The 24,878-nt window shown below is 67.9% G+C and carries 18 protein-coding genes; 12 read left to right on the top strand and 6 right to left on the bottom strand.

The genetic code is table 11. The features are described from left to right. Positions 1-120: 120 nt before the first annotated feature. Positions 121-6,153 (top strand): alpha-2-macroglobulin family protein, encoded by a 6,033-nt coding sequence (locus tag HW466_RS01525; protein WP_174905486.1) that lies wholly within the window; start codon positions 121-123, stop codon positions 6,151-6,153. Between the two features lie 10 nt (positions 6,154-6,163). Then, positions 6,164-8,401 carry a penicillin-binding protein 1C gene (gene pbpC / locus HW466_RS01520; RefSeq protein ID WP_174905485.1) on the top strand — a complete coding sequence of 746 codons (2,238 nt, stop codon included), beginning with the start codon at positions 6,164-6,166 and terminating at the stop codon, positions 8,399-8,401. A 17-nt stretch (positions 8,402-8,418) separates the two neighbouring features. Here the strand turns inward: pbpC and HW466_RS01515 are convergent, their stop codons facing one another. Continuing rightward, positions 8,419-9,039: a LemA family protein gene (locus HW466_RS01515; RefSeq protein WP_151006136.1), complete on the bottom strand. Its 621-nt coding sequence runs from the start codon at positions 9,037-9,039 to the stop codon at positions 8,419-8,421. Positions 9,040-9,129: 90 nt separating this feature from the next. Continuing rightward, positions 9,130-10,449 carry a TPM domain-containing protein gene (locus HW466_RS01510; RefSeq protein WP_151006135.1) on the bottom strand — a complete coding sequence of 440 codons (1,320 nt, stop codon included), beginning with the start codon at positions 10,447-10,449 and terminating at the stop codon, positions 9,130-9,132. A 299-nt stretch (positions 10,450-10,748) separates the two neighbouring features. On the opposite strand from HW466_RS01510, the gene HW466_RS01505 reads away from it, so the two are divergent. After that, positions 10,749-11,441, top strand: a complete 693-nt coding sequence (locus HW466_RS01505; protein WP_059451164.1) for a hypothetical protein — start codon at positions 10,749-10,751, stop codon at positions 11,439-11,441. 46 nt (positions 11,442-11,487) lie between these two features. Here HW466_RS01505 and HW466_RS01500 read toward each other — a convergent pair whose 3' ends face one another. After that, the gene (locus tag HW466_RS01500) at positions 11,488-12,735 is read right to left on the bottom strand and encodes a multidrug effflux MFS transporter (RefSeq protein WP_059507579.1); all 1,248 of its coding nucleotides are present in this window, start codon (positions 12,733-12,735) and stop codon (positions 11,488-11,490) included. Positions 12,736-13,085: 350 nt separating this feature from the next. Here HW466_RS01500 and HW466_RS01495 point away from each other — a divergent pair, with 350 nt between their 5' ends. Continuing rightward, positions 13,086-13,625, top strand: coding sequence for a hypothetical protein (locus HW466_RS01495; protein WP_059507580.1), 540 nt, complete (start codon positions 13,086-13,088; stop codon positions 13,623-13,625). Between the two features lie 100 nt (positions 13,626-13,725). Here the strand turns inward: HW466_RS01495 and HW466_RS01490 are convergent, their stop codons facing one another. Continuing rightward, a complete protein-coding gene (locus tag HW466_RS01490; protein ID WP_059792732.1) occupies positions 13,726-14,622 on the bottom strand; it encodes a glutamate/aspartate ABC transporter substrate-binding protein in 897 nt (298 codons plus the stop codon). 424 nt (positions 14,623-15,046) lie between these two features. On the opposite strand from HW466_RS01490, the gene HW466_RS01485 reads away from it, so the two are divergent. From HW466_RS01485 to HW466_RS01470, 4 genes are all read left to right on the top strand, one after another. Then, positions 15,047-16,711, top strand: a complete 1,665-nt coding sequence (locus HW466_RS01485) for a S8 family peptidase (protein ID WP_151004509.1) — start codon at positions 15,047-15,049, stop codon at positions 16,709-16,711. Between the two features lie 509 nt (positions 16,712-17,220). Beyond that, complete coding sequence (locus HW466_RS01480; RefSeq protein WP_174905484.1) at positions 17,221-17,379, top strand: hypothetical protein; 159 nt, start codon at positions 17,221-17,223, stop codon at positions 17,377-17,379. Between the two features lie 47 nt (positions 17,380-17,426). Continuing rightward, a complete protein-coding gene (gene mgtA / locus HW466_RS01475) occupies positions 17,427-20,198 on the top strand; it encodes a magnesium-translocating P-type ATPase (RefSeq protein ID WP_151004511.1) in 2,772 nt (923 codons plus the stop codon). Between the two features lie 70 nt (positions 20,199-20,268). After that, positions 20,269-21,015: a transporter gene (locus HW466_RS01470; protein ID WP_151004513.1), complete on the top strand. Its 747-nt coding sequence runs from the start codon at positions 20,269-20,271 to the stop codon at positions 21,013-21,015. Positions 21,016-21,087: 72 nt separating this feature from the next. On the opposite strand, the gene HW466_RS01465 is transcribed toward HW466_RS01470, so the two are convergent. Both HW466_RS01465 and HW466_RS01460 read right to left on the bottom strand, forming a co-directional pair. Next, positions 21,088-21,372: a transcriptional regulator gene (locus tag HW466_RS01465; RefSeq protein WP_151004515.1), complete on the bottom strand. Its 285-nt coding sequence runs from the start codon at positions 21,370-21,372 to the stop codon at positions 21,088-21,090. Positions 21,373-21,443: 71 nt separating this feature from the next. Next, positions 21,444-22,319 (bottom strand): LysR family transcriptional regulator, encoded by an 876-nt coding sequence (locus HW466_RS01460; protein ID WP_151004517.1) that lies wholly within the window; start codon positions 22,317-22,319, stop codon positions 21,444-21,446. A 95-nt stretch (positions 22,320-22,414) separates the two neighbouring features. Here HW466_RS01460 and HW466_RS01455 point away from each other — a divergent pair, with 95 nt between their 5' ends. The 4 genes from HW466_RS01455 (at position 22,415) to HW466_RS01440 (ending at position 24,867) form a co-directional block, all read left to right on the top strand. Continuing rightward, positions 22,415-22,651, top strand: coding sequence for a hypothetical protein (locus HW466_RS01455; protein WP_059507586.1), 237 nt, complete (start codon positions 22,415-22,417; stop codon positions 22,649-22,651). A gap of 196 nt (positions 22,652-22,847) precedes the next feature. Next, positions 22,848-23,915, top strand: coding sequence for a serine hydrolase (locus HW466_RS01450; RefSeq protein WP_151004519.1), 1,068 nt, complete (start codon positions 22,848-22,850; stop codon positions 23,913-23,915). 46 nt (positions 23,916-23,961) lie between these two features. Next, a complete protein-coding gene (locus tag HW466_RS01445) occupies positions 23,962-24,198 on the top strand; it encodes a DUF7661 family protein (protein ID WP_059507588.1) in 237 nt (78 codons plus the stop codon). Positions 24,199-24,411: 213 nt separating this feature from the next. Further along, positions 24,412-24,867, top strand: a complete 456-nt coding sequence (locus tag HW466_RS01440) for a MarR family winged helix-turn-helix transcriptional regulator (protein ID WP_060118330.1) — start codon at positions 24,412-24,414, stop codon at positions 24,865-24,867. Positions 24,868-24,878: the final 11 nt, after the last annotated feature.

The raw sequence follows: 24,878 nt of genomic DNA, 5'->3' as shown, positions 1-24,878 counted from the left end.
CTTCGAGACGCCAAGGTGTCGCAAGCCGACGACACGCCGCCTCCCGTCATCCGCTCATATGCGCGTCGGTTAGAATCGCGTGCAATCAAACAGAAAGCTTCCCTCCGAGGGCATCGAGCGATGAAGCAGCACGACAAGCACAACAACACGAATTCAACCCGTCACACCACACGGCTACCCTGGCGCATCGGCGCGGTCGCGGTGCTCGCCGCCGCCGCTGCACTGTCGCTGCATGCGGGCGCCGCCCGCACGGTGAGCGTGTCGCCGCAAGGCACGGTCACCGAAGTCCGGCAGAGCGTCGTCAAGTTCGACGAAGCGATGGTCGCGTTCGGTTCGGCATCCGCGCCGAATCCCGCACGCATGACCTGCAACGATTCCACCGCCGCACGCGGCCAGGGGCACTGGCTCGACGACAAGACGTGGGTCTACGATTTCGAGAACGACCTGCCGCCCGGCGTGCGATGCTCCGTCGCGCTCAACGACTCGCTGCGCTCGGTCGCCGGCAATGCGGTCAGCGGCCCGCGCCGCTTCACGTTTCAAACCGGCGGCCCGTTTCCCGTGACGGTGCGCCCGGGCTCGCGCGAGATCGAGGAACGCCAGGTGTTCGTGCTGAAGCTGAACGGCCCGGCCGAACCGCGCTCCGCGCTCGCGAACATCTGGTGCGAAGCGGTCGGCATCGGCAACCGCATCCCCGTCACGGCCGCCGACGACGATACCCGCAACGCGCTGCTCGATCACTTCGGGCTGAAGAAGGACGCCGCGCGCGTGCTGACGCTGTCGTGCGCGCAGGCGCTGCCCGCGAGCGCGAAGATGCAGCTCGTCTACGGCAAGGGCGTCGCGAGCCCGAGCGGCATCGCGAACGATACCGAGCGCCGTTTCGACTTCACGGTGCGCGCGCCGTTCGCCGCGAGCTTCTCGTGCGAGCGCGAGAACGCGAAGGCGCCCTGCACGCCGCTGCGTCCGCTCACGCTGTCGTTCAATGCGCCGATTTCGCGCAAGAACGCCGAGGCGATCAGGCTGCGCGGCCCTGACGGTTCGCTTTCACCGACCTTCGCGGCCGACGATCACAGCGACGAAGTGACGACCGTCACGTTCAATCCGCCGCTGCCCGCGCAGGCGAACCTGACCGTCGAGCTGCCGTCGGGCCTGCGCGACGTGACGGACCGCTCGCTCGCGAACGCCGATCTGTTCCCGCTCGCGACGCGCACCGCGCCGATGCCGCCGCTCGCGAAGTTCTCGTCGGGCACCTTCGGGATCGTCGAGCGTTTCGCCGAACCCGGTACGCCCGCGCTCGTGCCCGTCACGCTGCGCAACGTCGAGGCCGATCTGCATATCGCCGGCCTCAACACGAGCGGTGCGCAATTCTCGAACCTGAAGGTCGACGACGACACCGCGATTCGCCAATGGATGCGCACCGTCGACCGGTTCGACAACTGGTCGATGACGGCCGACACGATCGACGAGCGCATCCCGGGCCTGCTCCGGCGCAAGGGCCAGCACCCCGTCTACGTGCCGCTCGCGGCCGGCGAGAAGATGCCCGCGCCGCAGAACCGCCGCATCGACGTGCGCTCGCTGTCGCTGCTCACCGGCGAACCGGGCGCGCAGGCGCTGACGCTGCCGAAGGCCGATCCGAAGGCGCTGCGCCCGTTCGAGGTCGTCGGCGTGCCGATCGAAAAACCCGGCTTCTACGTGCTCGAACTCGCGTCGCCCGCACTCGGCCGCTCGCTGCTCGCGAAGCCGTCGAGCATGTACGTGCGCACCACCGTGCTCGTCACGAACCTCGGCGTGCATCTGAAACAGGGCCGCGAGAACAACCTCGTCTGGGTCACGACGCTCGACAAGGGCAAGCCCGTGCCGAACGCGCGAATCCGCGTGTCGGATTGCAACGGTGACGAAATCGCGTCCGGCAAGACCGACGCGCAAGGCCTGCTGAAGATCGACGGCGCATTCGAGCCGAAGCACGAATGCAACCAGTCGGAACGCTTCGACGACTATTTCGTGTCGGCGCGCGTCGACGATCCGAAGACGGGCCCCGACATGGCGTTCGTCAGCTCGAACTGGAACCGCGGGATCGAATCGTGGCGCTTCAACGTGCCGACCGACACCGACAGCGCACCGACCGTGCGCGCGCATACCGTGTTCGACCGCACGCTGTTGCGGGCCGGCGAAACCGTATCGATGAAGCACTTCCTGCGCACCGAGACGCTGCAGAGCCTCGCGTTCCCGGCGCAATACCCGTCGCGCGTGACGATCCGCCATCTCGGCTCCGACCAGACCTACAAGCTGCCGCTGACGTGGTCGGCCGACCACAGCGCCGACACGCAGTTCACGTTGCCGCCCGCGGCAAAGCTCGGCGAGTACAGCGTGACGCTCGAAGGCGGCCCCGACGACGCGCCGACCGCCAGCTACTACAGCGGCAGCTTCCGTGTCGAAGCATTCCGCCTGCCGGTGCTCAAGGGGACGATCGGCGCGCGCGACGCGCAGAAGAGCCCGCTCGTCGCGGTCAAGGAAGCGCCGCTCGCGGTGCAGATCGACTACGTATCGGGCGGCGGCGCATCGAACCTGCCCGTGCAGGTGTCGGCGCTGATGAAATGGGCGTCGCCGCCGTTCGCGGATCGTTTCGAGGACTTCAGCTTCGCGCCGTACCGCGCGGAACGCAGCGACGGCAATGCGGACGACGATGCGCAGGACGGCGACAGCGCATCGGCCGCGAACAACGATCCCGACGCGACCCGGCTGATCGCGGACAAGCTGCCGGTCACGCTCGACCGCAACGGCGCGGGCTCCGTCACGCTCAAGGGCTTGCCCGACGTCGACGCGCCGAAGCGCATCGCGCTCGAGGCGACGTTCGCGGACCCGAACGGCGAAGTGCAGACGATCCGCGGCGACACGATCCTGTGGCCGGCCGCGGTCGTGGCCGGCATCAAGGCCGGACGCTGGGTGTCGGTCGGCCAGCGCGTGCCGGTGCAGGCGCTCGCGGTCGACCTGCAGGGCAAGCCGCGCGCATCGGTGCCGATCGAGATCAAGGGCATCGCGCACATCACGACGTCGTCGCGCAAGCGAATGGTCGGCGGCTTCTATGCATACGACAACAAGAGCGACACGCGCGAGCTCGGCGTGCTGTGCTCGGGCAAGACCGACGACAAGGGCCGCATGGCCTGCGACGCGACGCTCGAACAGGCCGGCAACATCCAGTTGATCGCGGTCGCGAAGGACGGCGACGGGCGCACGTCGAATGCGTCGACGTCCGTGTGGGTCACGCGCGAGGACGAACTCTGGTTCGGCGGCGACAACACCGACCGGATCGACGTGATCCCGGAGAAAACGTCCTACGAGCCGGGCGAAACGGCCCGCTTCCAGGTTCGCATGCCGTTCCGCTACGCAACGGCCCTCGTCGCGGTCGAGCGCGGCGGCGTGATGGAAACGCACATCGTCGAACTGAACGGCAAGAATCCGACCGTCGACCTGAAGGTCGGCGAATCGTGGGGGCCGAACGTCTATGTGTCGGTGCTCGCGCTGCGCGGCCGGATTCGCGAAGTGCCGTGGTACTCGTTCTTCACCTGGGGCTGGAAGGCACCGGTCGAATGGGCGCGCGCATTCTGGCGCGAGGGTCGTCACTATGAGGCGCCGACCGCATTCGTCGACCTGTCGAAGCCCGCGTTCCGCTACGGGCTCGGCGAGATCAAGGTCGGCACGGGCGCGCATCGCCTCGGCGTGAGCGTGACGACCGACGCAACGCGCTACACGGTGCGCAGCAAGGCGCAAGCGCACGTGAAGGTCACGCTGCCGAACGGGCAGCCGGCACCGGCCGGCACGCAGATCGCGGTCGCGGCCGTCGACGAGGCGCTGCTCGAATTGATGCCGAACAACAGCTGGGACCTGCTCGACGCGATGCTGCAGCGACGCGCGTACGGCGTCGAGACGGCCACCGCGCAGATGGAAATCGTCGGCCGCCGCCACTTCGGCCGCAAGGCCGTGCCGGCCGGCGGCGGCGGCGGCAGCGCGCCGACGCGCGAGCTGTTCGACACGCTGCTGCTGTGGAATCCGCGCGTGACGCTCGACGCGAACGGCAGCGCAACCGTCGAGGTGCCGCTGAACGACGCGCTGACGCGCTTCCGGATCGTCGCGGTCGCGGCGGTCGGCGCCGATCGCTTCGGCACGGGCAGCACGTCGATTCGCAGCACGCAGGATCTGCAGCTGATCTCCGGGCTGCCGCCGCTCGTGCGCGAAGGCGACGCGTTCCGCGCGCAGGTCACGCTGCGCAACACGACCGACCGCGCGATGCAGGTCGTCGTGACGCCGCGCGTGACCGGCCTCGACGTCGCGCCGCAAACCGTGTCGCTCGCCGCCAATGCGGCGACGGAGGTCGCATGGACGATCACCGTGCCCGAGCAGGCGCTCGACGCGGCCGGCGCGCTGAACTGGCGCATCGAGGCGGCCGAGCAAGGCGGCAAGCGCGCGTCCGACGCGCTGGCCGTCGCGCAGAAGGTCGTGCCCGCGCTGCCGGTGACCGTGCAGCAGGCCACGCTCGCGCAGGTCGACGGCACGCTGACGGTGCCCGTGTCGGCGCCGGCCGGCGCCGTCAACAACGCACAGGGCGCGCCGCGCGGCGGCATTGCCGTGTCGCTGCAGTCGAAGCTCGCCGACGGCCTGCCCGGCGTGCGGCGCTGGTTCGAGCGCTATCCGTATCGCTGCCTCGAGCAGCAGACGTCGCGCGCGATCGGCCTGCACGACGCCGCACAATGGCAGGCGCTGGTCGCGCGCATGCCGGTCTACCTCGACAGCGACGGCCTCGCGAACTACTTCCCGCCGTCGTCCGACGATGCGCACTACGGGAGCCCGACGCTGTCGTCGTACCTGCTCGTGGTCGCCGACGAGGCCAGCCGCCTCGACCCGCGCTTCGCGCTGCCGGAGGACGTGCGCACGCAGCTCGAGGCCGGGCTCGCACGCTTCGTCGACGGCCGCATCGAGCGCAACGCGTGGGCGCCCCGCCAGGATCGCGACCTGCGCAAGCTCGCCGCGATCGAGGCATTGTCGCGTTACGGCGCCGCGCAAGGCCGGATGCTCGGCTCGATCGAGATCGCGCCGAACCAGTGGCCGACATCGGCGGTGATCGACTATCACGCGATCCTCACGCGCGTGAAGGACATCCCGCAGCGCGACGAGAAACGTGCGCAGGTCGAGCAGATCCTGCGTGCGCGCCTCACGTACCAGGGCACGCAGCTCGTGTTCTCGACCGCGCGCGACGACGATCTGTGGTGGCTGATGACGAGCAACGAAACCAACGCCGCGCGTCTCGCGCTGGAATTCGCGGGCGACCCCGCGTGGAAGGACGAGATGCCGCGCGTCGCGACCGGCCTGCTCGCTCTGCAACGCCAGGGCGCATGGCAGACGACGACGTCGAACGCGCTCGGTCAGCTCGCGATCGAACGCTTCTCGCGCACCTACGAGAGCACGCCCGTGGCAGGCACGACGAAGGTCGCGCTCGGCGGCAACGAGCGCGCGATCTCGTGGTCGCAGGCGCCGGTGCCGTCAGACGCCCCTGCGTCGGCCACCGCCGCGACGCGTGCGGCAGCCGCGCGCAGCGTGCTGATGCCGTGGCCGCGTGCGGCGCAGGCGCCGGCCACGTTGTCCGTCACGCAGGACGGCACGGGCCGCCCGTGGGCAACCGTCGAAAGCCTCGCGGCCGTGCCGCTGCGTGCGCCGTTCGCGGCCGGCTACCGGATCACGAAGACCGTCACGCCCGTGTCGCCCGCGGTCAAGGGCGTGCTGACGCGCGGCGACGTCGTGCGCGTGCATCTCGACATCGATGCGCAGAGCGACATGACGTGGGTCGTCGTCAACGATCCGATCCCGTCCGGCGCGACGATCCTCGGCTCCGGCCTCGGCCGCGATTCCGAAGCCGCGACGCAAGGCGAGAAATCGCCGGACGGCGCATGGCCGGCGTTCATCGAACGCGACTTCGACGGCTACCGCGCGTATTACGACTATCTGCCGAAGGGCAAACTCTCGGTCGAATACACGGTGCGGCTGAACAACGTCGGCACCTTCGGGCTGCCGCCGACGCGCGTCGAGGCACTGTACGCGCCGTCCGTGTACGGCCTGTGGCCGAATCCGCCGATGACCGTGAAGCCGGCCGACGCCGGCAAGTAACGAGTACGTGATGATCGATCGTGTATTGCCGCGGCCGGTGCGTTTCGCCGGCCGCGTATTCGTCGCCGTCGTGCTTGCCGCGCCGCTGGTCGCGCACGCGCTGCCCGGCTACGACGACGTGCGCCGCAACTGGCGCAGCTCCGACTGGGTGCTGCTCGCGCGCGACGGCACGCCGCTGCAGCGCACGCGTGTCGACCTCACCGAACGGCGCGGCGACTGGGTATCGCTCGCCGACGTGTCGCCCGCGTTCCGCGAGGCGATCGTCCTGTCCGAGGACAAGCGTTTCTATGAACACAGCGGCGTCGACTGGCGCGGGATCGCCGGTGCGGCGTGGGGCAATCTGTGGAACGAGCGCACGCGTGGCGCGTCGACGGTGACGATGCAGCTCGCCGGGCTGCTCAGCGATTCGCCGCGCCGCTCCGGCCAACGCTCGCTGCCGCAGAAGGCCACGCAGGCGATGAACGCGCTGCTGCTCGAGCGCGGCTGGCGCAAGGACCAGATCCTCGAGGCCTACCTGAATCTCGTGCCGTTGCGCGGCGAGACGGTCGGCCTCGCCGCGCTGTCGCAGGTGCTGTTCGGCAAGGCGCCGTCCGGCCTCGATGCACGCGAGGCCGCAATCGCGGCGGCACTGGTGCGCGCACCGAACGCGGCCCCTGCAAAGATCGCCGAGCGTGCTTGCCGGATCCTGCGCGACATGCGGGCGGAACAGGGCTGCGCGTCGCTGGATGGCTACGTGCAGCTCGTGATCGCCCGCCCGGCCAGCGCCGTGCGCGACGACGGCGCCGCCCTCGCCCCGCACTTCGCGCGCCGCATCGCGGCGGAGGTCAGACCGACGGCCGGCGCGCAGGTGCGCACGACACTCGATGCGCCGCTGCAGCGCTTCGCGCGCGACGCGCTCACGCGCGCGCTGACCGAGCTCAACGCGCCCGCGCACCGGCGCAACGTGCAGGACGGCGCGGTCGTCGTGATCGACAACGCGACCGGCGAGATTCGCGCGTGGGTCGGTTCGTCGGGGGCGTTGTCGAGCGCGCGCGACGTGGACGCCGTGCTCGCGCCGCGCCAGGCCGGCTCGACGCTCAAGCCGTTCCTCTATGCGCAGGCGATCGACGAGAAGCGGCTCACCGCCGCGTCGCTGCTCGACGACGCGCCGATCAACCTCGCCGCCGGTGGCGGACTCTACATTCCGCAGAACTACGACAAGGACTTCAAGGGCTGGGTGAGCGTGCGAAGCGCGCTCGGCGGCTCGCTGAACGTGCCCGCCGTGCGCACGCTCGTGCTCGTCACGCCGCACCGCTTCGCGCGCACGCTGAGCGCGCTCGGCCTGCCGCTCGCGCAGGAAGGCGATTACTACGGCTTCAGCCTGGCACTCGGCAGCGCCGACGTCACGCTGCTGTCGCTGACCAATGCGTATCGCGCGCTCGCGAACGGCGGTGTCGCGCGCAAGGTCGTCGACCTGCCCGCGCCGTCGCCCGCTTCCGGCGTATCGGCATCGGGCCGCGCGGACAGCGGCACGCGCGTGTTCAGCGAAGCGGCCAGCTTCGTCGTCACCGACATCCTCTCGGACAACAACGCGCGCGTGCGCACGTTCGGCTTCGACAATCCGCTCGCCACGCGGTTTTTCTCGGCGGTCAAGACGGGGACGAGCAAGGACATGCGCGACAACTGGACGGTCGGCTTCACGTCGCGCTACACGGTGGGCGTGTGGGTCGGCAATGCGGACGGCTCGCCGATGTGGGACGTGTCGGGGGTGACGGGCGCGTCGCCGGTGTGGTCGGCCGTCGTCGGCTACCTGCACCGCGACCTGCCGAGCCGCGCGCCGCGTCCGCCGGCCGGTGTCGAAACGCGCCGCATCACGTTCGAGCGCAACGTCGAGCCGTCGCGCGACGAGTGGTTCGTCGCGGGCACCGCGCTCGATACGATCCGGCTCGCGGCGCCCGTCACGCCGGGCAAGGACGGCGCGCGCGCGCCGCTGACGATCGGCGCGCCGACCGACGGCACGATCTTCGCGATCGATCCGGACATTCCGCCGATGAACCAGCGGATCTGGTTCGAGCGCTCGTCCGGGCATGCCGCGCGCTTCGCGTGGCGGCTCGACGACAAGGTGATCGGCCACGCCGACCGCATCGCGTGGATGCCGTGGCCGGGCAGGCACCGGCTGGAACTCGTCGACGCGCGCGGCAACGTCGCCGATGCGATCGGCTTCGAAGTGCGCGGCGCGTTCGCGAAGCCGGCTGCGCGCAAGCCCTGAGTGCCCGGGCCGGCTGCTTACTGGCCGGCCGCGTTCGCCTTCGGCGGCTGGTTGGAAAAGTCGATGACGGGTGCGGTCGAAATCGCGGATTCGTTCGCGACGCTGAAGTTCGGGCGCGGCTGGTAACCGAAGATCCGCGCGATCACGACGCCCGGAAACTGGCGGATCTGCACGTTGTACTGCTGCACCGTCTTGATGTATCGGCCGCGTGCGACCGCGATGCGGTTTTCGGTGCCTTCGAGCTGCGTCTGCAGATCGCGAAACGCCACGTTCGCCTTCAGTTCCGGATAACGCTCGGACACCACCATCAGCCGGCTCAGCGCGCCGGCCAGTTCGCCCTGTCGCTGATCGAACGCCGCCAGCGCGGCCGGATCCTTTGCCATCTCCGGCGTCATATGCACGCTGCCCACGCGCGCGCGGGCCGTCGCAACCTCGGTCAGCACGCGCTCCTCGTGCGCCGCGTAGCCCTTCACCGATGCGGCAAGGTTCGGCACGAGGTCGGCACGACGCTGATACTGGTTCAGCACCTCCGACCACGCTGCGTTGACGTCTTCATCCGACGACTGGATCGCGTTGTAGCCGCAACCGGCGAGCGGCGCGAGCACGCAGCATACGAGCAGGATTCGAAACCATTTCATTGTGTGTGACTTCCCGTTGAACGCTCCGGCTGGAGCGGTAAGTTGAAAAGAAGCGTTCGCGCATGCGCCGCGCACGGCGGCCATCAGCGGCTACCAGCGGCCCGATGCCCCGCCGCCGCCGCTCGAGCCGCCACCGCCGGTGAACGAGTCGGACGAGCTGGAGCTGGACGAGTCCGAGCCGGACGATGGCCACTTGAAGGACGAAGACGAGGACGTGGAGCTGGATGACGACCAGTCGCTGCCCGTCAGTTTTTCGACGATCACCAGGATCCCCATCACCACGCAGAAGACCGTCAGCAGAACCTGACCGGGCGCATATCCCATCCGATGCCCGATCCAGATCAGCGCCAGCAATGTCACGCCGATGATCGCCGTATTCTTGCGCACGCGTGCGGAGCGAACGAGACCGATGCCGAGGAGCCACGCACAGAAACCCATGCTCGTCGCGATTCCCAGCCCACCCAGCATCGCGACCAGATCGCCGTCGAAAATCGCGCCGACCGGCAACATCGCAACCGGCACGATCGTCGCGACGAGAAAGCTGGCCGGCAGCATCACCCGCCAGCGCAGCTTGCGCCATTCGGTGACGACACCCAGCGCGACACCGGTCAGCCCGAGCAGCAACCAGAACGAGAAGCTTCCGAGGTCGACCGGAGTTTTCTCCCGCAAGCCGTTGGATAGCCTCTTCACATCGTGGGACGTCGCGCGCTGCGCGTCCTCGTCGGGCAGTGCGCTCTCCGACTCCGCCATTTGCGGCGGCGTCATCTCGCGCACCAGCGCATCGACCGCGTCACTCACGCCGGCTTCGATACGCTTCTCGCGAAACGCCGGCACGATGCGCTCGCGGATGATTCGCCCCGCGACGACGTCCGGAATCGCACCTTCGAGGCCGTATCCGACCTCGATCCGCACCGTGCGATCGTTCAGTGCGGCGACCAGCAGCAGACCGTTGTCGATCTTGCTCTGGCCGAGACGCCATTTCTCGAACACCGCGGTCGCGAACTGCTCGATGGTCGCGTGACCGGTCGACCCGACCAGCAGGATCGCCATCTGCACGCCGAGCCGGCGCTCGAGATCGGCGAGGCGGTCGGTCAGCTCGGACGCACATGCGGCACTCAGCACGCCCGTCATGTCGGTCACGCGGCCTTTCAGCGGCGGAGGGGCTTCGGGGTCGTCGGCGACGGGATAAGCGGCTGCGGCAGCCACGTTCGTGCAGGTCGACGGCGCACCGGCCGCCAGCGGAATCGCGCCATCGCCAGCGGCCGGCACGGCGAACGCCGGGCCGCAAAGAAACATCGCGCCGGCCAGCAGCGCGGCTGCCCCTGCGAGGCGGGTCGTGCCTCCCGTCGATACCGGATCGCCCTCGCAATCCGGGAGGCGTGAACGCCCCGTCAGTCGTTTCAGGTTCATGTCGGAAACGGCGCGCCGGCTCCGTCGGGAACGGCGCGTTCTCTCGTCGTTTTTTTAATCGACTCGAAGCATAACCAATTGCGAAGGGAATCGAAAGGTTCCGGCCCGCCGTGGTTGCCGATTGCGTCCGGGAAATGCGCCGCGTTTGCAGACGGATGTGACAAAGCGCGTCGGCCGGCACGCACCGCGCATTCGATCAGGAAAACGGGCAAGCACTGCCCGGATTCGAGACCTAGAATATGAGCGTCCCGGCGCCCGCGCCGTACAACGGTTGCCCCCTCTCCCGATCGCCCGCGACCATGAACATTTGCCATCCGCGCTTTCTCCGCCCCGCGCTGGGCACCGCCTGCGTCGCCGCCGTCGCGGCGCTGGCAGGCTGCAACGGCGACGCCTGCTTCGGCGTCGATGTCTGCTTCAACAGCAACAACACGCAGACCGTCGCGCTATCCGGCACGGCCGCCACCGGCGCCGCGCTCGCGAGCGCGTCGGTGACGGTGAGTTGCGCGCAAGGCTCGGCGACGACGCTGACCGACGGCGGCGGCAACTACCGCGTGACGGTCAACGCCGTGCTGCCATGCGCGATCACCGTTGCATCGGGCGGCACGAGCCTGCATTCGCTCGCGTACGCGGGCGGTACCTTCAACACGACACCCGAGACCGAGCTGATGCTCGTCTATCTCGCCGCGCAACTCGGCACGAACACGGCCGGGCTGATCGGCAATTTTCAGGGGAATGCGCGCTTCCAGCAGGCGATGGGCAGCCCGAACGCGGTGCAGGCCGCGCAATCGGCGGTCGTGACGAATCTGCAGCAGCGCTATTCGGTCACGCTGTCGACACCGGCTTTCCTGACGACGCCGTTCGTGGTCGGCCAACCGGGCATCGACGGCGATCTCGATGCGCTGGCCAAGGCCGGCGCGATCGATTCGAATGGCATGCCGGATCCGGCCGCGATTTCGCTGCTGGCACAGGCGGGCGCGGGACACCCGCTGTAAATTGGCCGGCGTGCCGTTGCGGCGGGCACTCACGCGGCCGACACGCTTACGCGGCCTCCCCGCTCCCGCAAGCAACGCGCGCGGCCTGCTGCTGCGTCAGGTAGCGCAGCAGCTTGGTCACCATCCACACGACGATGAACGACAGCGCGACGAAGAACACCGCGAGCGGCGTCAGCACCTGCACCGACACGAAGCCGGCGAGGCCCATCATCGCTGACGAAACCAGCAGCAGCGCGCACCCGAGGATCGCGCTCGTCAGCCCCGCGATATGCGGAAACAGCGAATTGCCCTTGGCCATCAGCGTCGGATACATCGCGCCCGCGCAAAAGCCCATCACGAGCACCGGCGTCGCGAGCGTCCACACGCGCAGGCCGACGGTCAGCGCCAGCACCAGCATTGCAATCGCCGCGCCCGCCATCACGCGCGCGCCGATGCGCAGCCGCTGCTCGGCACTCGGCAGCCCGCGCCCGTGGATCCGGTTCGACAGCCCGCCCAGGAAATACATCAGTCCGATCCCGAGCGCGAGATAGCCGAAGTAGGTCGGCGGCTTGTGCAGCGTGGTCTGCACCATGAACGGCCCGACGATGTTGAACACCAGCAGGATGCTGTAGCAAAGCCCCTGCGCGAGGAAGCAGCTCTGGAACACCGGGCTCGCGAGCACCTTGCCCGCATTTGCCATCAGCGTGCGCGGCTCGAGGTGGACCGGCTTCGGCAAGGTCTCGCGATAACGCCACAGCAGCGCCCACATCACCAGCGAATACACCAGCAGGAACACGAGGCACGCGCGCCAGCCGAACCATTCCTGCAGGTGCGCGCCGATCACCGGCGCGATGATCGGTGCGAGCCCCCACGCGATCGACATGTACGTGAACGCATGCATCAGCGCCTGGCCCGAGAACGAGTCGGTGATGATCGCCTTCGCAAGCAGGTTCGTGGTCGCGATCCCGAAGCCCTGCAGGCAGCGCGCGAGCACGAACGTCTCCAGGTTCGGCGCGCCGAGCGACAGCAGGCAGCCGATCGTATAGATGACGAGCCCGAACGCGAGCACGCGCTTGCGCCCGTACGCATCGGCGACCGGACCGAAGATCAGCTGGCCGAGCGCATAGGCGGCCATGTAGCCGGACACGCTCGACTGGATCGCCTGCGGCGTGGTGGCGAACGAGCGCGCCATGTCGGGCAGCGCGGGCACGTAGATGTCGATCGCGAGTTGGCCGGCGGACGCGAACAGGCAGATCAGGAACAACAGGAAGCGCGGCGAGTTCGATTCGCGCGCGGGTGTGAGCGAGGCGTTCATGACAACCGGGAAGGATTCGGACGGCGGCAGCACGCGCCAGCGTGTTCGAATGACGAACAGCGGTGCGCAGCGAAGCCGTATTGTGCCTCTTGTTGCGCCCTCTCACAGGAATTCCCTGGCGCGGACGAGGTTGAATGGCTGTCGCCTGGCCTTCCGAAACGCGCCGAGACAAGCGCCGCCGCCCGCCGGCCGGTTTCGACATCCCGCCGCAGTCGCGCTGCCGCAGCGCCCGTCGCCGTTTTAATCCTGCTTTAAGCCAGCGCCCGCATAGTCGCGTGTGGCTCCATCCGTGAGCCACATGCTTCATCCATTGTCGATTCGATCAGTCTTCGTTTGTTGGAGATACGAATATGCGATTCCGTTCATCCATGGCGGCGGGCGCGCTGGCGTTGATGCCCGTGCTCGCGATGGCCGGGCAGGCCGACGCGGCCCCGGCCGCACAACCGATGTTCGTCAACGTCAACGGTCACGCCGTGCCCGTCAAAGCCGAAACGCGTGTCGTCCAGACGGCCCTCGGCCCGATGAAGGTCAGCACGTGGAGCTGGCACAGCCCGCAAGGCGGTGCGAGCTTCGAGATGCAGACGTCGTCGTCGGACGGCACCCCGCCCGCAGCCGCGCTGCGGCAGCTGCAGGCCGCGCAGTACCGGATGCAGGCCGCCCAGGCGCAGATGGTCGCGCTGCAGCAGCAGATGATGGCGCTGCAGCACGTCGCGCTCGCCAACGCGTTCGCGATGCCGATGCCGCAGCCGGTCGCATTCACGATGCCGCTGTGGGCGATGCCCGAACCGGTCGTCGTGCTCGTGCCGGCCCAGCCGTCGACGCGGGCGGTGGCGCCGGCACCGTCGGTGCCGGCCCGGCCGGCCGCGCGCGGCCCAGAAATCAAGGCCTGACACGCGATTCCGGCGCGCGAGCGACCGGGCCGCAAAGCAAAACCGCCGGCATGTGCCGGCGGTTTTTCATTGTCGACGCGATACGACCACGGTGCCGTGATCAGTACTGCGCCTGATCCGTCGGATTCCTGAACAGCTGCTTCATTTCCGGCGACAGCGGATAGTTGAGGCTCACGCCCTTCGGCGGAATCGGCTGCATGAACCACTGGTCGTAGAGCTTCTCGGCAGCGCCCGACGTCTGCATCTTCGCGATCACGCCGTCGACCACGTGCTTGAACGCCGGATCGTCCTTGCGCATCATGCATGCGTAGTTCTCGTGGACGAGCGGCGTGCCCGTCACCGTATACGCAGCCGGATTGCGGTCCTTCGCGATCTCGCCGTACAGCAGCGGCTCGTCCATCACGAATGCCACAGCGCGCCCCGTCGTGACGTTCATGAACGCTTCCGCGTGGTCCTTCGCGCTGATGATCGTCATGTTCATCCCCTTCTCCTCGTTCATCTTGCGCAGCAGGCGCTCGTCCGACGTGCCGGCCGTCGTCGCCACCGTCTTGCCGGCGAGATCCGCAAAGTCCTTCACGCCCGAATCCTTGCGCGTGCTGAAGCGAATTCCATAGAGAAAGATGCTGTTCGAGAACGCGGCCTGCTTCTGCCGCTCCAGCGTGTTGGTCGTCGATCCGCACTCGAAGTCGATGGTGCCGTTCTGCAGCAGCGGAATCCGGTTCTGCGACGTGATTGGAATTTCCTTCACCGTCAGGTTCGGCGCCTTCAGCTCGACCTTGAGCGCGTCGATGATGCGCGCCGCGATGTCGCGCGAATAACCGATGTTCTTCTGCTGGTTGTCCGAATAGGAGAACGGCACCGACGATTCGCGGATACCCAGCGACACGATGCCCGTGTCCTTGATCTTCTTCAGCGTGCCGGTGAGCGCCTGCGCGTGCGCGGTGCCCGCCAGCGCGCAGGTCAGCGCGACGGCCAGCCAACGGAAGCGGCGATCCATGCTTTTCTCCTGATGAATCGTTGATCGAATCGCGATCGTACGCCCGACAAAATTCGCGTCGCATCAGGGAAAGCGCAAGCCACCGTCGATCTCGGCCGGGCGGGCACAGCCGTTTTCCGTGGCGCGCAAACATGCGTGCGACACGCGTCGCGCCCGGCCGGGCGCGCTCCGACGCGTCCCGCACGCGATATCGCTCGCTCCACACCCGCCATCGCGCCGCATTGCAACAACGTAATCGTTTGCGGCTCCCCGATTTTTTCTCGCTAAACACGCTCAAGAAGCGTCCGCAACAGCCGTTACCCAGTGCATGACGCGTCGCAGCAACCCTGCCGCGCTCGTCAGACAAAAAACGACAAGGGCCGGTGTTCCTCCGGCCAGGCACGACCGCCAGCACGACGGTTATCTACGAGGATCGAGTCTCACCATGAGAGCCAAACGTTTCAATTTCGCGCTGGCCCGCTCCGCTCATGCGCGCATGCTTGCCGGCATGCTGTCTGCCGCCGCCCTGCTTCCGCTTGCAGGCTGCGGTGGCGGTGGCGGCGACGGCAGCAATCCGTCGTCTTCCAATGCCGCGCCGGCCCCTTCGCCTTCGCCCGCCCCGGCGCCGGCCCCTGCCCCGACGACTCCGCCCACCACCAGCGGCAGCAATGCATGCGCGACGCAGCAGGCCGCCGTGCAGATGGCCGCCCAGACGACCGCGCCGGCCGAGCCGCCGGTCGATCACCTGATCGTCAAGCTCAAGACATTGACGGCCACGCGCGCGATGGCGGCCCTCGACACCGGCACGCGGCTCGACGCGGTGATCCAGCGCTCGATGACGCGCTGGACGGCGCCGACCGCGACCGGCGCCGCACGCACGTATGCAGCCGCGACGACGTCGCAGGCACCGCTGAACGTGCAGGTCGAGCGAACCCTGTCGGACGGTGCGGCCGTGCTGTCGATCGGCCAGCGCATCGCGTCCGGCGACGCGGCGGCACTCGCGCAGGCATTCGCAGCCGACGGCGACGTCGACTACGCGGAACCGGATCACCCGATGCAGATCCGCGACACGCCGAGCGATCCCGCATACAGCCAGCAGTGGTATCTGTCCGACGCGAGCGTCGGCATCAATGCGCCGCCCGCATGGACGCGGACCAAAGGTTCGCCGACCGTCGTCACCGCGGTGCTCGATACGGGCTACCGGCCGCATCCCGACCTCGTCGGCAACCTGCTGCCCGGCTACAACTTCATCTCGAACGCCCACACCAGCAACAACGGCCAGACGCGCGGCACCGATGCGACGGATCCGGGCGACTGGGTCACGCAGCAGGAACTGGACGACGCCAGCGGCCCGTACTATCACTGCGCGAGCGAACCGGGCAGCAGCAGCTGGCACGGCACGCGCGTGATGGGCGTGATCGGCGCTGCGGCCAACAACGGCATCGGCGTCGCCGGCGTGTCGTGGCTCGGCCGCATCCTGCCGGTGCGCGTGCTCGGCAAGTGCGGCGGCACGACGAGCGACATCGCCGACGCGATGCGCTGGGCAGCCGGCATTCCGGTCGCCGGCGTGCCGACGAACCCGAATCCCGCGAAGGTCATCAACCTGAGCCTGGGCGGCGTGGGCGCATGCAGCGCGACGTTCCAGCAGGCGATCGACGACGTGAACGCGAAAGGCGTGACGGTCGTCGTCGCCGCGGGCAACGACGGCCTGTCGACCGGCCTCGACCAGCCGGCGAACTGCCGCGGCGTGATCAGCGTCGGCGCGACGGATGCGACCGGGCGCCGCGCATCGTTCAGCAACTTCGGCTCCGACGTCGCGCTGAGCGCTCCGGGCGTCAACATCCTGTCGACGGCCAACAGCGGCGCGACGACGCCGGGCACGGACACCTACGGCACCGCAAGCGGCACGAGCCTCGCGACACCGCAGGTGACGGGTATCGTCGGATTGATGCTGTCGGTGAACGGCAACCTCACGCCGGCGCAGATCCAGCAGAAGCTGCAAGGCGGCGCGCGTGCGGCGATGCTGCCGGCCAGCACGTCGTGCACCGCGATGCCGGCAGGTTCCGGTATCGCCGACGCAGGTGCCGCCGTCACGGCCGCCACGCAGTAACCGGCACGTCGCCTCGACGCAACCGCGCGCACGCCTGCCTGGCGTGCGCGCGTTTTTTTATCTGCGAGCCGGCGTCGTCGCGATGACATATTGCACTGAACTGCCTGAAAAAAGGCCGTAAAAGGGTTGACGCTTCGCACGACGACCCATTACCATCGCCCCCGTCTGATTACATGGAGTGTTCTGTGAACACCGATGCGAGTTGTAGTTGGTCGTCGACCAACTTGACTGCTGCCTGAGGAAACCGCGCAGAGCCTCGTCTTCTGCCGCATCCCGGGAAGCAGGATGCGGCGCCCTTCCGGCCTGACCGGCCGGAATCCCCCGCCGATTTTTTCGATATCGCCGAATGTCCGCGCTGCGCAACCGTGCGTTGCCGCGCGCATACGTTCGCGCCGCGCGCAGCACACGCTGCGTGCGTGTTCCGTTCGCGTGCCGTCCGGCCGCGCGCCCATGTGCGTGCGCGGCTGTCGATCGCTCGCGCCATCTACCCGCAACCGACAGGAGTGCAGATGAACTCAGACGACAGTAGTCGATTACCGCTCGCCGGTGCGACGCTGCGCATCGTCCATCCGGCCGCGCTCCGCGCGCCGGCGAGCGTTCCTCCCTTCACCGATCCACAGCCGATCGCGCCTGACGCGACGCGGCGGGGCGCGTTCGTGCATCGATAACGTCACGCTCGCTCCCCGCCCGCCGCCTCGTGCGCAAGGAGCGATTCATGACTCAACGAAACAACCCGCAAAAGAAACAGCGCGGCTTCGTCAACGCCGGCCCCGGTCAGCAGAACAAACCGCGCATCATGCGCGCCGCACAGGAAGCGGCCCGCCCGCTCGAAGAAACCTTCAAGTCGCTGCACACCAGCATGCGCGGCCTCACCTACGCGCAGGCCGCCGACCGCCTGCAGCACCACGGCCCGAACGAAATCGCGCACGACAAGCCGCCGCACTGGATGCGCCAGCTGCTGCATGCATTCCACAATCCGTTCGTCTACGTATTGCTGGTGCTGGCCGCGATCAGCTTCTTCACCGACGTCTATTTCGCGGCCCCCGACGATCGCGACTACGTCGGCATGACGATCCTGCTGGCGATGGTCACGATCAGCGCGCTGCTGCGCTTCGTGCAGGAATTCCGGTCGCTACGCGCGGCCGAAAAGCTCAAGGCGATGGTTCGCACGACGGCGACCGTGCAGCGCGCGGTGACCGACACGTCGGAGCCTGCGCGGCGCGAGGTGCCGATGCGCGAAGTGGTCGTCGGCGACATCGTTCACCTGTCCGCCGGTGACATGATTCCCGCCGACGTGCGTCTGCTCGCATCGCGCGACCTGTTCATCAGCCAGGCCGTGCTGACCGGCGAAGCGCTGCCGGTCGAGAAGTACGACACGCTCGGCGCGGTCGCCGGCAAGTCGGCGCACGCGGGCGTCGCGGGCACGCCCGGCGCGGCGAACGACGCGTCGACGTCGCTGCTCGATCTCGAGAACGTGTGCTTCATGGGCACCAACGTGGTCAGCGGCACCGCGACGGCGGTGGTCGTCGCGACCGGCGAGGACACCTATTTCGGATCGCTCGCGCGTAACGTGGTGAGCCACAAGCGCATCGAGACGAGCTTCGACCGCGGCGTCGCGAGCGTGAGCTGGCTGCTGATCCGGTTCATGTTCGTGATGGTGCCGATCGTGTTCATGATCAACGGCCTGACCAAGGGCGACTGGCTGAGCGCCCTTACGTTCGCGCTCGCGGTCGCCGTCGGTCTCACGCCCGAGATGCTGCCGATGATCGTCAGTGCGAACCTCGCTCGCGGCGCGATCGCGATGGCACGCCGCAAGGTCGTCGTGAAGCGGCTGAATTCCGTGCAGAACTTCGGCGCGATGGACGTGCTGTGCACCGACAAGACCGGCACGCTCACGCAGGACAAGATCATCCTCGAACATCATCTCGACTTGTCCGGCCACAAAAACGAGGACATCCTGCGGCTCGGCTGGCTGAACAGCTTCCACCAGAGCGGCCAGAAGAACCTGATCGATATCGCGGTGGTCGCGCGCGCCGACGAGATCGGCGAGCGCGCGAAACCGCAGGGCTACAGGAAGATCGACGAGCTGCCGTTCGACTTCGTGCGCCGCCGCCTGTCGGTGGTCGTCGAGGACAAGCACGGCGCGCATTTGCTGATCTGCAAGGGCGCGGTCGAGGAAATGCTGGCGGTATCGACTCACGTGCAGGACGAACACGGCGTGCATGCGCTCGACTTCGTCGCGCGCAAGCGGCTGCTCGAACAGGCGAACGCTTACAACGAGGACGGCTTCCGCGTGCTGGTGCTCGCCACGCGCGCGATCCCGCGCGGCGACGAACGCGAGCAATACCGCACCGCCGACGAGCGCGACCTCGTCGTGCGCGGCTTCCTGACCTTCCTCGATCCGCCGAAGGAATCGGCCGCGCCGGCACTCGCGGCGCTGCGCGAGAACGGCGTATCGGTGAAGGTGCTGACGGGCGACAATCCGACCGTCACGATGAAGGTGTGCCGCCAGGTCGGCCTCGAACCGGGCCGGCCGATGCTCGGCGCCGAAATCGAAACGCTCGACGACGCGACACTCGCGAAGGTCGTCGAACGCACGACGGTGTTCGCGAAACTCACGCCGCTCCAGAAGGCGCGCATCGTGAAGGCGCTGCAGGCGAACGGGCACACGGTCGGCTTCCTCGGCGACGGCATCAACGACGCACCCGCGCTGCGCGACGCCGACGTCGGCATCTCGGTCGACAGCGGCGCCGACATCGCGAAGGAAACCGCCGACATCATCCTGCTCGAAAAGAGCCTGATGGTGCTCGAGGAAGGCGTGATCAAGGGCCGCGAGACGTTCGGCAACATCCTCAAGTACCTGAACATGACGGCCAGCTCGAACTTCGGCAACGTGTTCTCGGTGCTCGTCGCCAGCGCGTTCCTGCCGTGGGAGCCGATGCTCGCGACCCAGCTGCTCGTGCTGAACCTGATCTACGACACGTCGCAGATGCTGCTGCCGTGGGACAAGATGGATCCGGAGTTCCTGAAGAAGCCGCGCAAGTGGGAAGCCGGCAACATCGGCCGCTTCATGCTGTGGGTCGGGCCGACGTCGTCGGTGTTCGACATCACGACCTACGTGCTGATGTGGACCGTGTTCGGCGCGGGTGCGATGTATCACCTGCACGGCGGCTCGGGCGGCCAGATCGTGATGAACTCGGGCTGGTTCATCGAGAGCCTCGTGTCGCAGACGCTCGTCGTGCACCTGCTGCGCACGCAGAAGATTCCGTTCCTGCAGAGCACGGCCGCGCTGCCGGTGCTGCTGTCGACCTTCATCGCGATCGCGATCGGCTGCTGGCTGCCGTTCTCGCCGTTCGCCGATTCGCTCGGCTTCACGCACCTGCCCGGCACTTACTGGCTGTGGCTCGCCGCAACGATGGCCGGCTACATCCTGCTCGCGCAGATCGTCAAGACGATCTATGTGCGTCGCTACAAGCAGTGGTTCTGATTTTCTCCTCCGAATGATGGCGTGCCGGCCCGCATGGGTCGGCCGCTTACGACGCACGACAGGTGACGTGATGAAAAGAAAAATGCTTCCGCTCGCGGCCGCGAGCGCCCTGCTCGCCCCGCTGGACGTCTACGCGGCACATCCGCTCGTCAGCGACGACACGGGCACGCAGGGCAATGCGAACTGGCAGTTCGAGTTCAACGGCGAGGAAACCTCGAAACAGGACGAGAACGGCCGTCATCAGTTGTGGAACGCGACGCTCACGCGCGGGTTCGGCGAGCACGTCGATTTCTACGTGAACGCGCCTTACACGCATCTGCAAACGCGGACCGACGACAACGGCGCGGGCATCGGCGATCTCGAGATCGGCATGAAATGGCGCTTCGTCGAACACGGGCCGCTGTCGCTTGCGCTGAAACCGAAGGTGACGATGCCAACCGGCAACGACGCTCGCGGGCTCGGCACAGGCCGCGTCGGCACCGGCGCGACGCTGCTCGCGCAAGCCGACATCGCGCGCTTCTCGTTGCTCGCGAATGCGGGCCTCGCGTACCAGCCGAATCGCCACGGCGATCTGCGCTCGGTCTGGGCCGTGTCCGCCGCGGCGCTCTACAAGGCGACCGACGCGCTGCAGTTCGTCGCGGACATCGGCCTGTCGCGCAACACCGAAAGCACGGCCGGCGCGAATCCGGCCTTCGTGATCGCGGGCGCGATCTACTCGCCGAAGCGCTGGCTCGACCTCGACATCGGCTACCGGCACGGGCTGAACGACCAGACCTACCGACATTCCGTCATGGGCGGGGTAACGGTGCGGTGGTGATGCCGTGGTGATGCGGCCGATGCCGCATATTCAACCGCACGACGACGGGCCGCCCTCGGGCGGCCCGTTTCGTCAGTTGCCGTCGTTCGCGCCGAACAGTTGCGCGCACACGGTGCGTCCCTCATCGGTCAAGGCGGCGCTGCCGGTGCCATCGTCGTTCGACGTCGTCGCGCTCAGGCCGGCCGCGTCGAGCTGCGTCAACGCACGGCGCAGCGTGCTCATCGGCAATTGCGCGCGCTTCGCGATCTTCGGCAGCGACCACGTCTTGCCGGACGGATCGCTTGCAGCTTCGTGCAGCGTCGCGAGCGTCGCAACGAGTGCGGGATCGAGCGGGGCGGCGTCGGATTCGGAAGTCATCGGTTCGGGTTCATGCGCCGGCACGGGGCCGGCATTCAGGAAAGCGGCAATCGCGGACACTATACGCCCGGTCACGCACCCTTGATCGCCGCGCGCATGAACGACACGAAACGCGTGGTCACGGGATCGTCGTGGCCGGACAGCCACGCCAGCCCGACGCGCCATTTCGCGTCCCTGCCGGCGAGCGGCAATACCGTCGCATCGCGCAGCAGGTACTGCGCCCGCGACGGAATGAACGCGACGCCGACGCCGGCCGCGACCGACGTGAGCACCGATTGCACGTCCTCCGCCTGTTGCATCACCTGCGGCACGAAGCGCCGCTCGACGCACCACCGGTCGATCTGCGCGGCGAGCCCGGGGCCGCGTGCGCGCTGCAGCGCGATGAAGCCGATCTCGTTGAGCACGTCGAGATCCGCCGGTACGCGCTTGAAGCCGAGGTGCGGCGGCACCGCGAGCGCGAGCCCCTCGTCGATCACCTTGAACGACGACAAGCCTTCGTCCGACGGCAATCGCAGGAACCCCGCGTCGAGTTTGCCCGCGCGCAGCCGCCGCGTTTGCTCGGACGACGACAGGTCGCTCAGCGTGACCGCGATGCCCGGATTGCGGCGCCGGAATTCCGCGACGAGTTTCGGGACGAGCGTCAGCACGGACAGGCAGATGCCGAGCCGCAAATGCCCGCGTTGCCCGCTGGTCGCCTCCCGCGCACGCGCGAGAACCTCGTCGGCATCGCGCACAAGCGCCTGCGCGTCGGGCAGGAAGCGTTCACCGAACGGCGTCAGTTCCGCGCCGTGCCGCCCGCGCTCGAACAGCTTGCCGCCAAGGCTCGCCTCGAGTGCGCCGATCTGCTTGCTCAGCGCCGGCTGGCTCATGTGCAGCGTGTCGGCCGCGCGGCTGAAATGGCTGAGCTCGGTGACCGTCAGGAAAGTGCGCAGCAGTTTCAATTCCATTCTTGAAAGGAATCGTATCGATTGAAACATTCATTTTACTGATCGATCGTCGTGGCGTTCAATATGGGCACGCACCCTTCCTGGAATTGACCATCATGCCTTTCGATCATGCGGCCGAGTGCCCGACCGACGTATCGTGCGACACGGTCGTCGCCGACACAGGCGATGTCGCGCACGACGCGCCGGCGCCCGGGCGTCGCGCCGCACGCGCCGACAGCCGCAGCCGCCGCTTCCGCTTCGGCGATGCGCTGGACGACGTGCCGTCGCGGGGCGGCACCGGTTCGATCGCGATCAGCTTCGCGGTCGTGTCGCGGCGGAACTGGCCGCGTTGAATCGGCACGCCTGCCCCCCGCCAATGAACGCACGCGTTCGATCTTCCGCAAAAAACGGCAGGAATTCGCGCGCATCACGCATCAATTTGCACGCATCCATCGTCATCGTGACGCAATCGACCTTATAATTTCCCGCACCCGCTGACCGCCCACGCATTTCGCGCCGCCGCAACGCGCGTGAAAAGGAGACTTTCGCTTGACCGGCCTCATCGCGCGCCTGCCTCGCGCCCGGACCACCCTGATCATCGCCCTGTCGTTCCTGACACTCGCGTTCGCGACGAACGCGTCCGCGCAGCCGCATCGCACCGCGGCGCCGCATGTGCATGCGAAAGTCGTCAAGAAGAAGCCCGCGTCCCGCAAACACAAGGCCGTCAAGCACCGCCGCCCGCGCGTGAAGCATCATGCGGTCAAGCGTCACGCGGCGCCCGCGCCGCAACGGCGCGCGAAACGCACGAATGCGGCCCGCTCAAGCCCCGCCGCGAAACCGCGCCTGCTCGCAAGCTGCGGCTACAGCCCGCGCGCGGTTCGCTCGCTGCATTCGCGCGCGGCCTATGTGCTCGACGTCGACTCCGGCACGCCGCTGCTGGCCCGCAACGCACGTACGGTGCGACCGATCGCGTCGATCTCGAAGCTGATGACTGCCGTCGTCGCACGCGACGCGGACCGGCCGCTGAACGGCGTGCTGCGCGTCACCGCGCGCGATCGCGACACGATCAAGTTCACCGGTTCGCGGCTGCCGATCGGCACCGAACTGTCACGCCGCCAGATGTTCCATATCGCGCTGATGTCGTCGGAAAACCGCGCGGCCGCCGCGCTGAGCCGCGACTATCCGGGCGGCCGCGCCGCGTTCGTGAAGGCGATGAACCGCAAGGCGCGCCGGCTCGGGATGCGCCATACGCATTTCCGCGAACCGACCGGCCTGTCGCCGCACAACGTGTCGACCGCCGAGGATCTCGCGCGGCTCGTCGGCGCGGCCGCGCAGGATCCGCTGATCCGCTATTTCTCGACGGACACGTCGGCCACCGTGCAGGCTGGCGACGGCGAGCTGCTGTACGTGAACTCCGATCCGCTCGTCCGGTACGGCCGCCTGCCGATCCGGCTGCAGAAGACCGGCTTCATCAACGAATCGGGGCATGGTGTCGTGATGCGCATGCACGTGAAGGGTCGCCGCGAAACGGTCGTGCTGCTGGGCGCGCCGACGCGCGCGGGCGTGTCGAGCGATGCGATGAAGATCCATCGCTGGCTGGCCTGCTCGATCCAGTAAGCAAGACGCGCGCGGCCGGCAAGTTCGCCCACGAAGGAGCGATGCGATGCAGGACGAATACCGTTTCAACGCGTTTGGCCGCCTGCTCGCCGTCGTGCGTTCGAACGGCCGCTGGCACGTGTTCGATCTCGGCGCCGAAGGCAAGCGACGGCCGGCCAACCTGCAGATTCCGTCCGCACTCGCCGCTGACGAACTCGCGCAATATCTCGGCGACCTGCTGCACGAGCATGCGTCGCCGAAGTACAACGACGTCGTGCCGGTTCCGTCGTCGCGCCAAACATAAAGCGCCGCCGCGCGTCGCCGGCATTCCGCCCATCGGCGGTTGCCGCGCCGCCACTCGGCGCTCTCGGCGCTCTCGCCACTTCAACCACTTCGACCACTTCCACCGCTCCGTCCACTCCGTCCACTTCGGCCACTCCCTCCACTCCGACCGCACCGCGCATCTCGAACGCCCCAAATTCGACAGTTAAACTTGCAAGTCAAACTGTCGTGTTCTATGATCCGTCGCATGACACCGCCACGTACACCCGGCGTTTCCGCCGATACCGTCGCCGCCGAACTGATCCTCGCGGTCGGCCAGTTGATCCGCCGGCTGCGCTCCGAGATCGAGTCCGAAGGGCTCGGCATGTCGCAGACGAGCGCACTCGCGCGGCTCGAACGACAGGGCCCGATGACGACCGCCGAGCTCGCCCGCGCCGAGGCGATGAAGCCGCAGTCGATGAAGGCCATTCTCGCGAGCCTCGAGGAAGACGGGCTCGTCGAACGCGAGCCTCATCCGACCGACGGCCGCCAGATCCTGTTCCTGCTGACCGAGGCCGGCCTCGCGGCACGACGCAAGCGCGATACCGCGAAGCACAAGTGGCTCGGCGCCGCGATCGACAAGCTCGGCCCCGAGGACATCCGCGCGCTCGCCGCCGCTATTCCGCTGATCCGGCGCATCGGCGAGCAATGACCCCGCATGCG

The organism is Burkholderia territorii (assembly GCF_902833055.1).
Lineage (GTDB): Bacteria > Pseudomonadota > Gammaproteobacteria > Burkholderiales > Burkholderiaceae > Burkholderia > Burkholderia territorii.
Note: the sequence above shows the minus strand (reverse complement) of the source record. Positions and strands in the feature narration are given on the sequence as shown.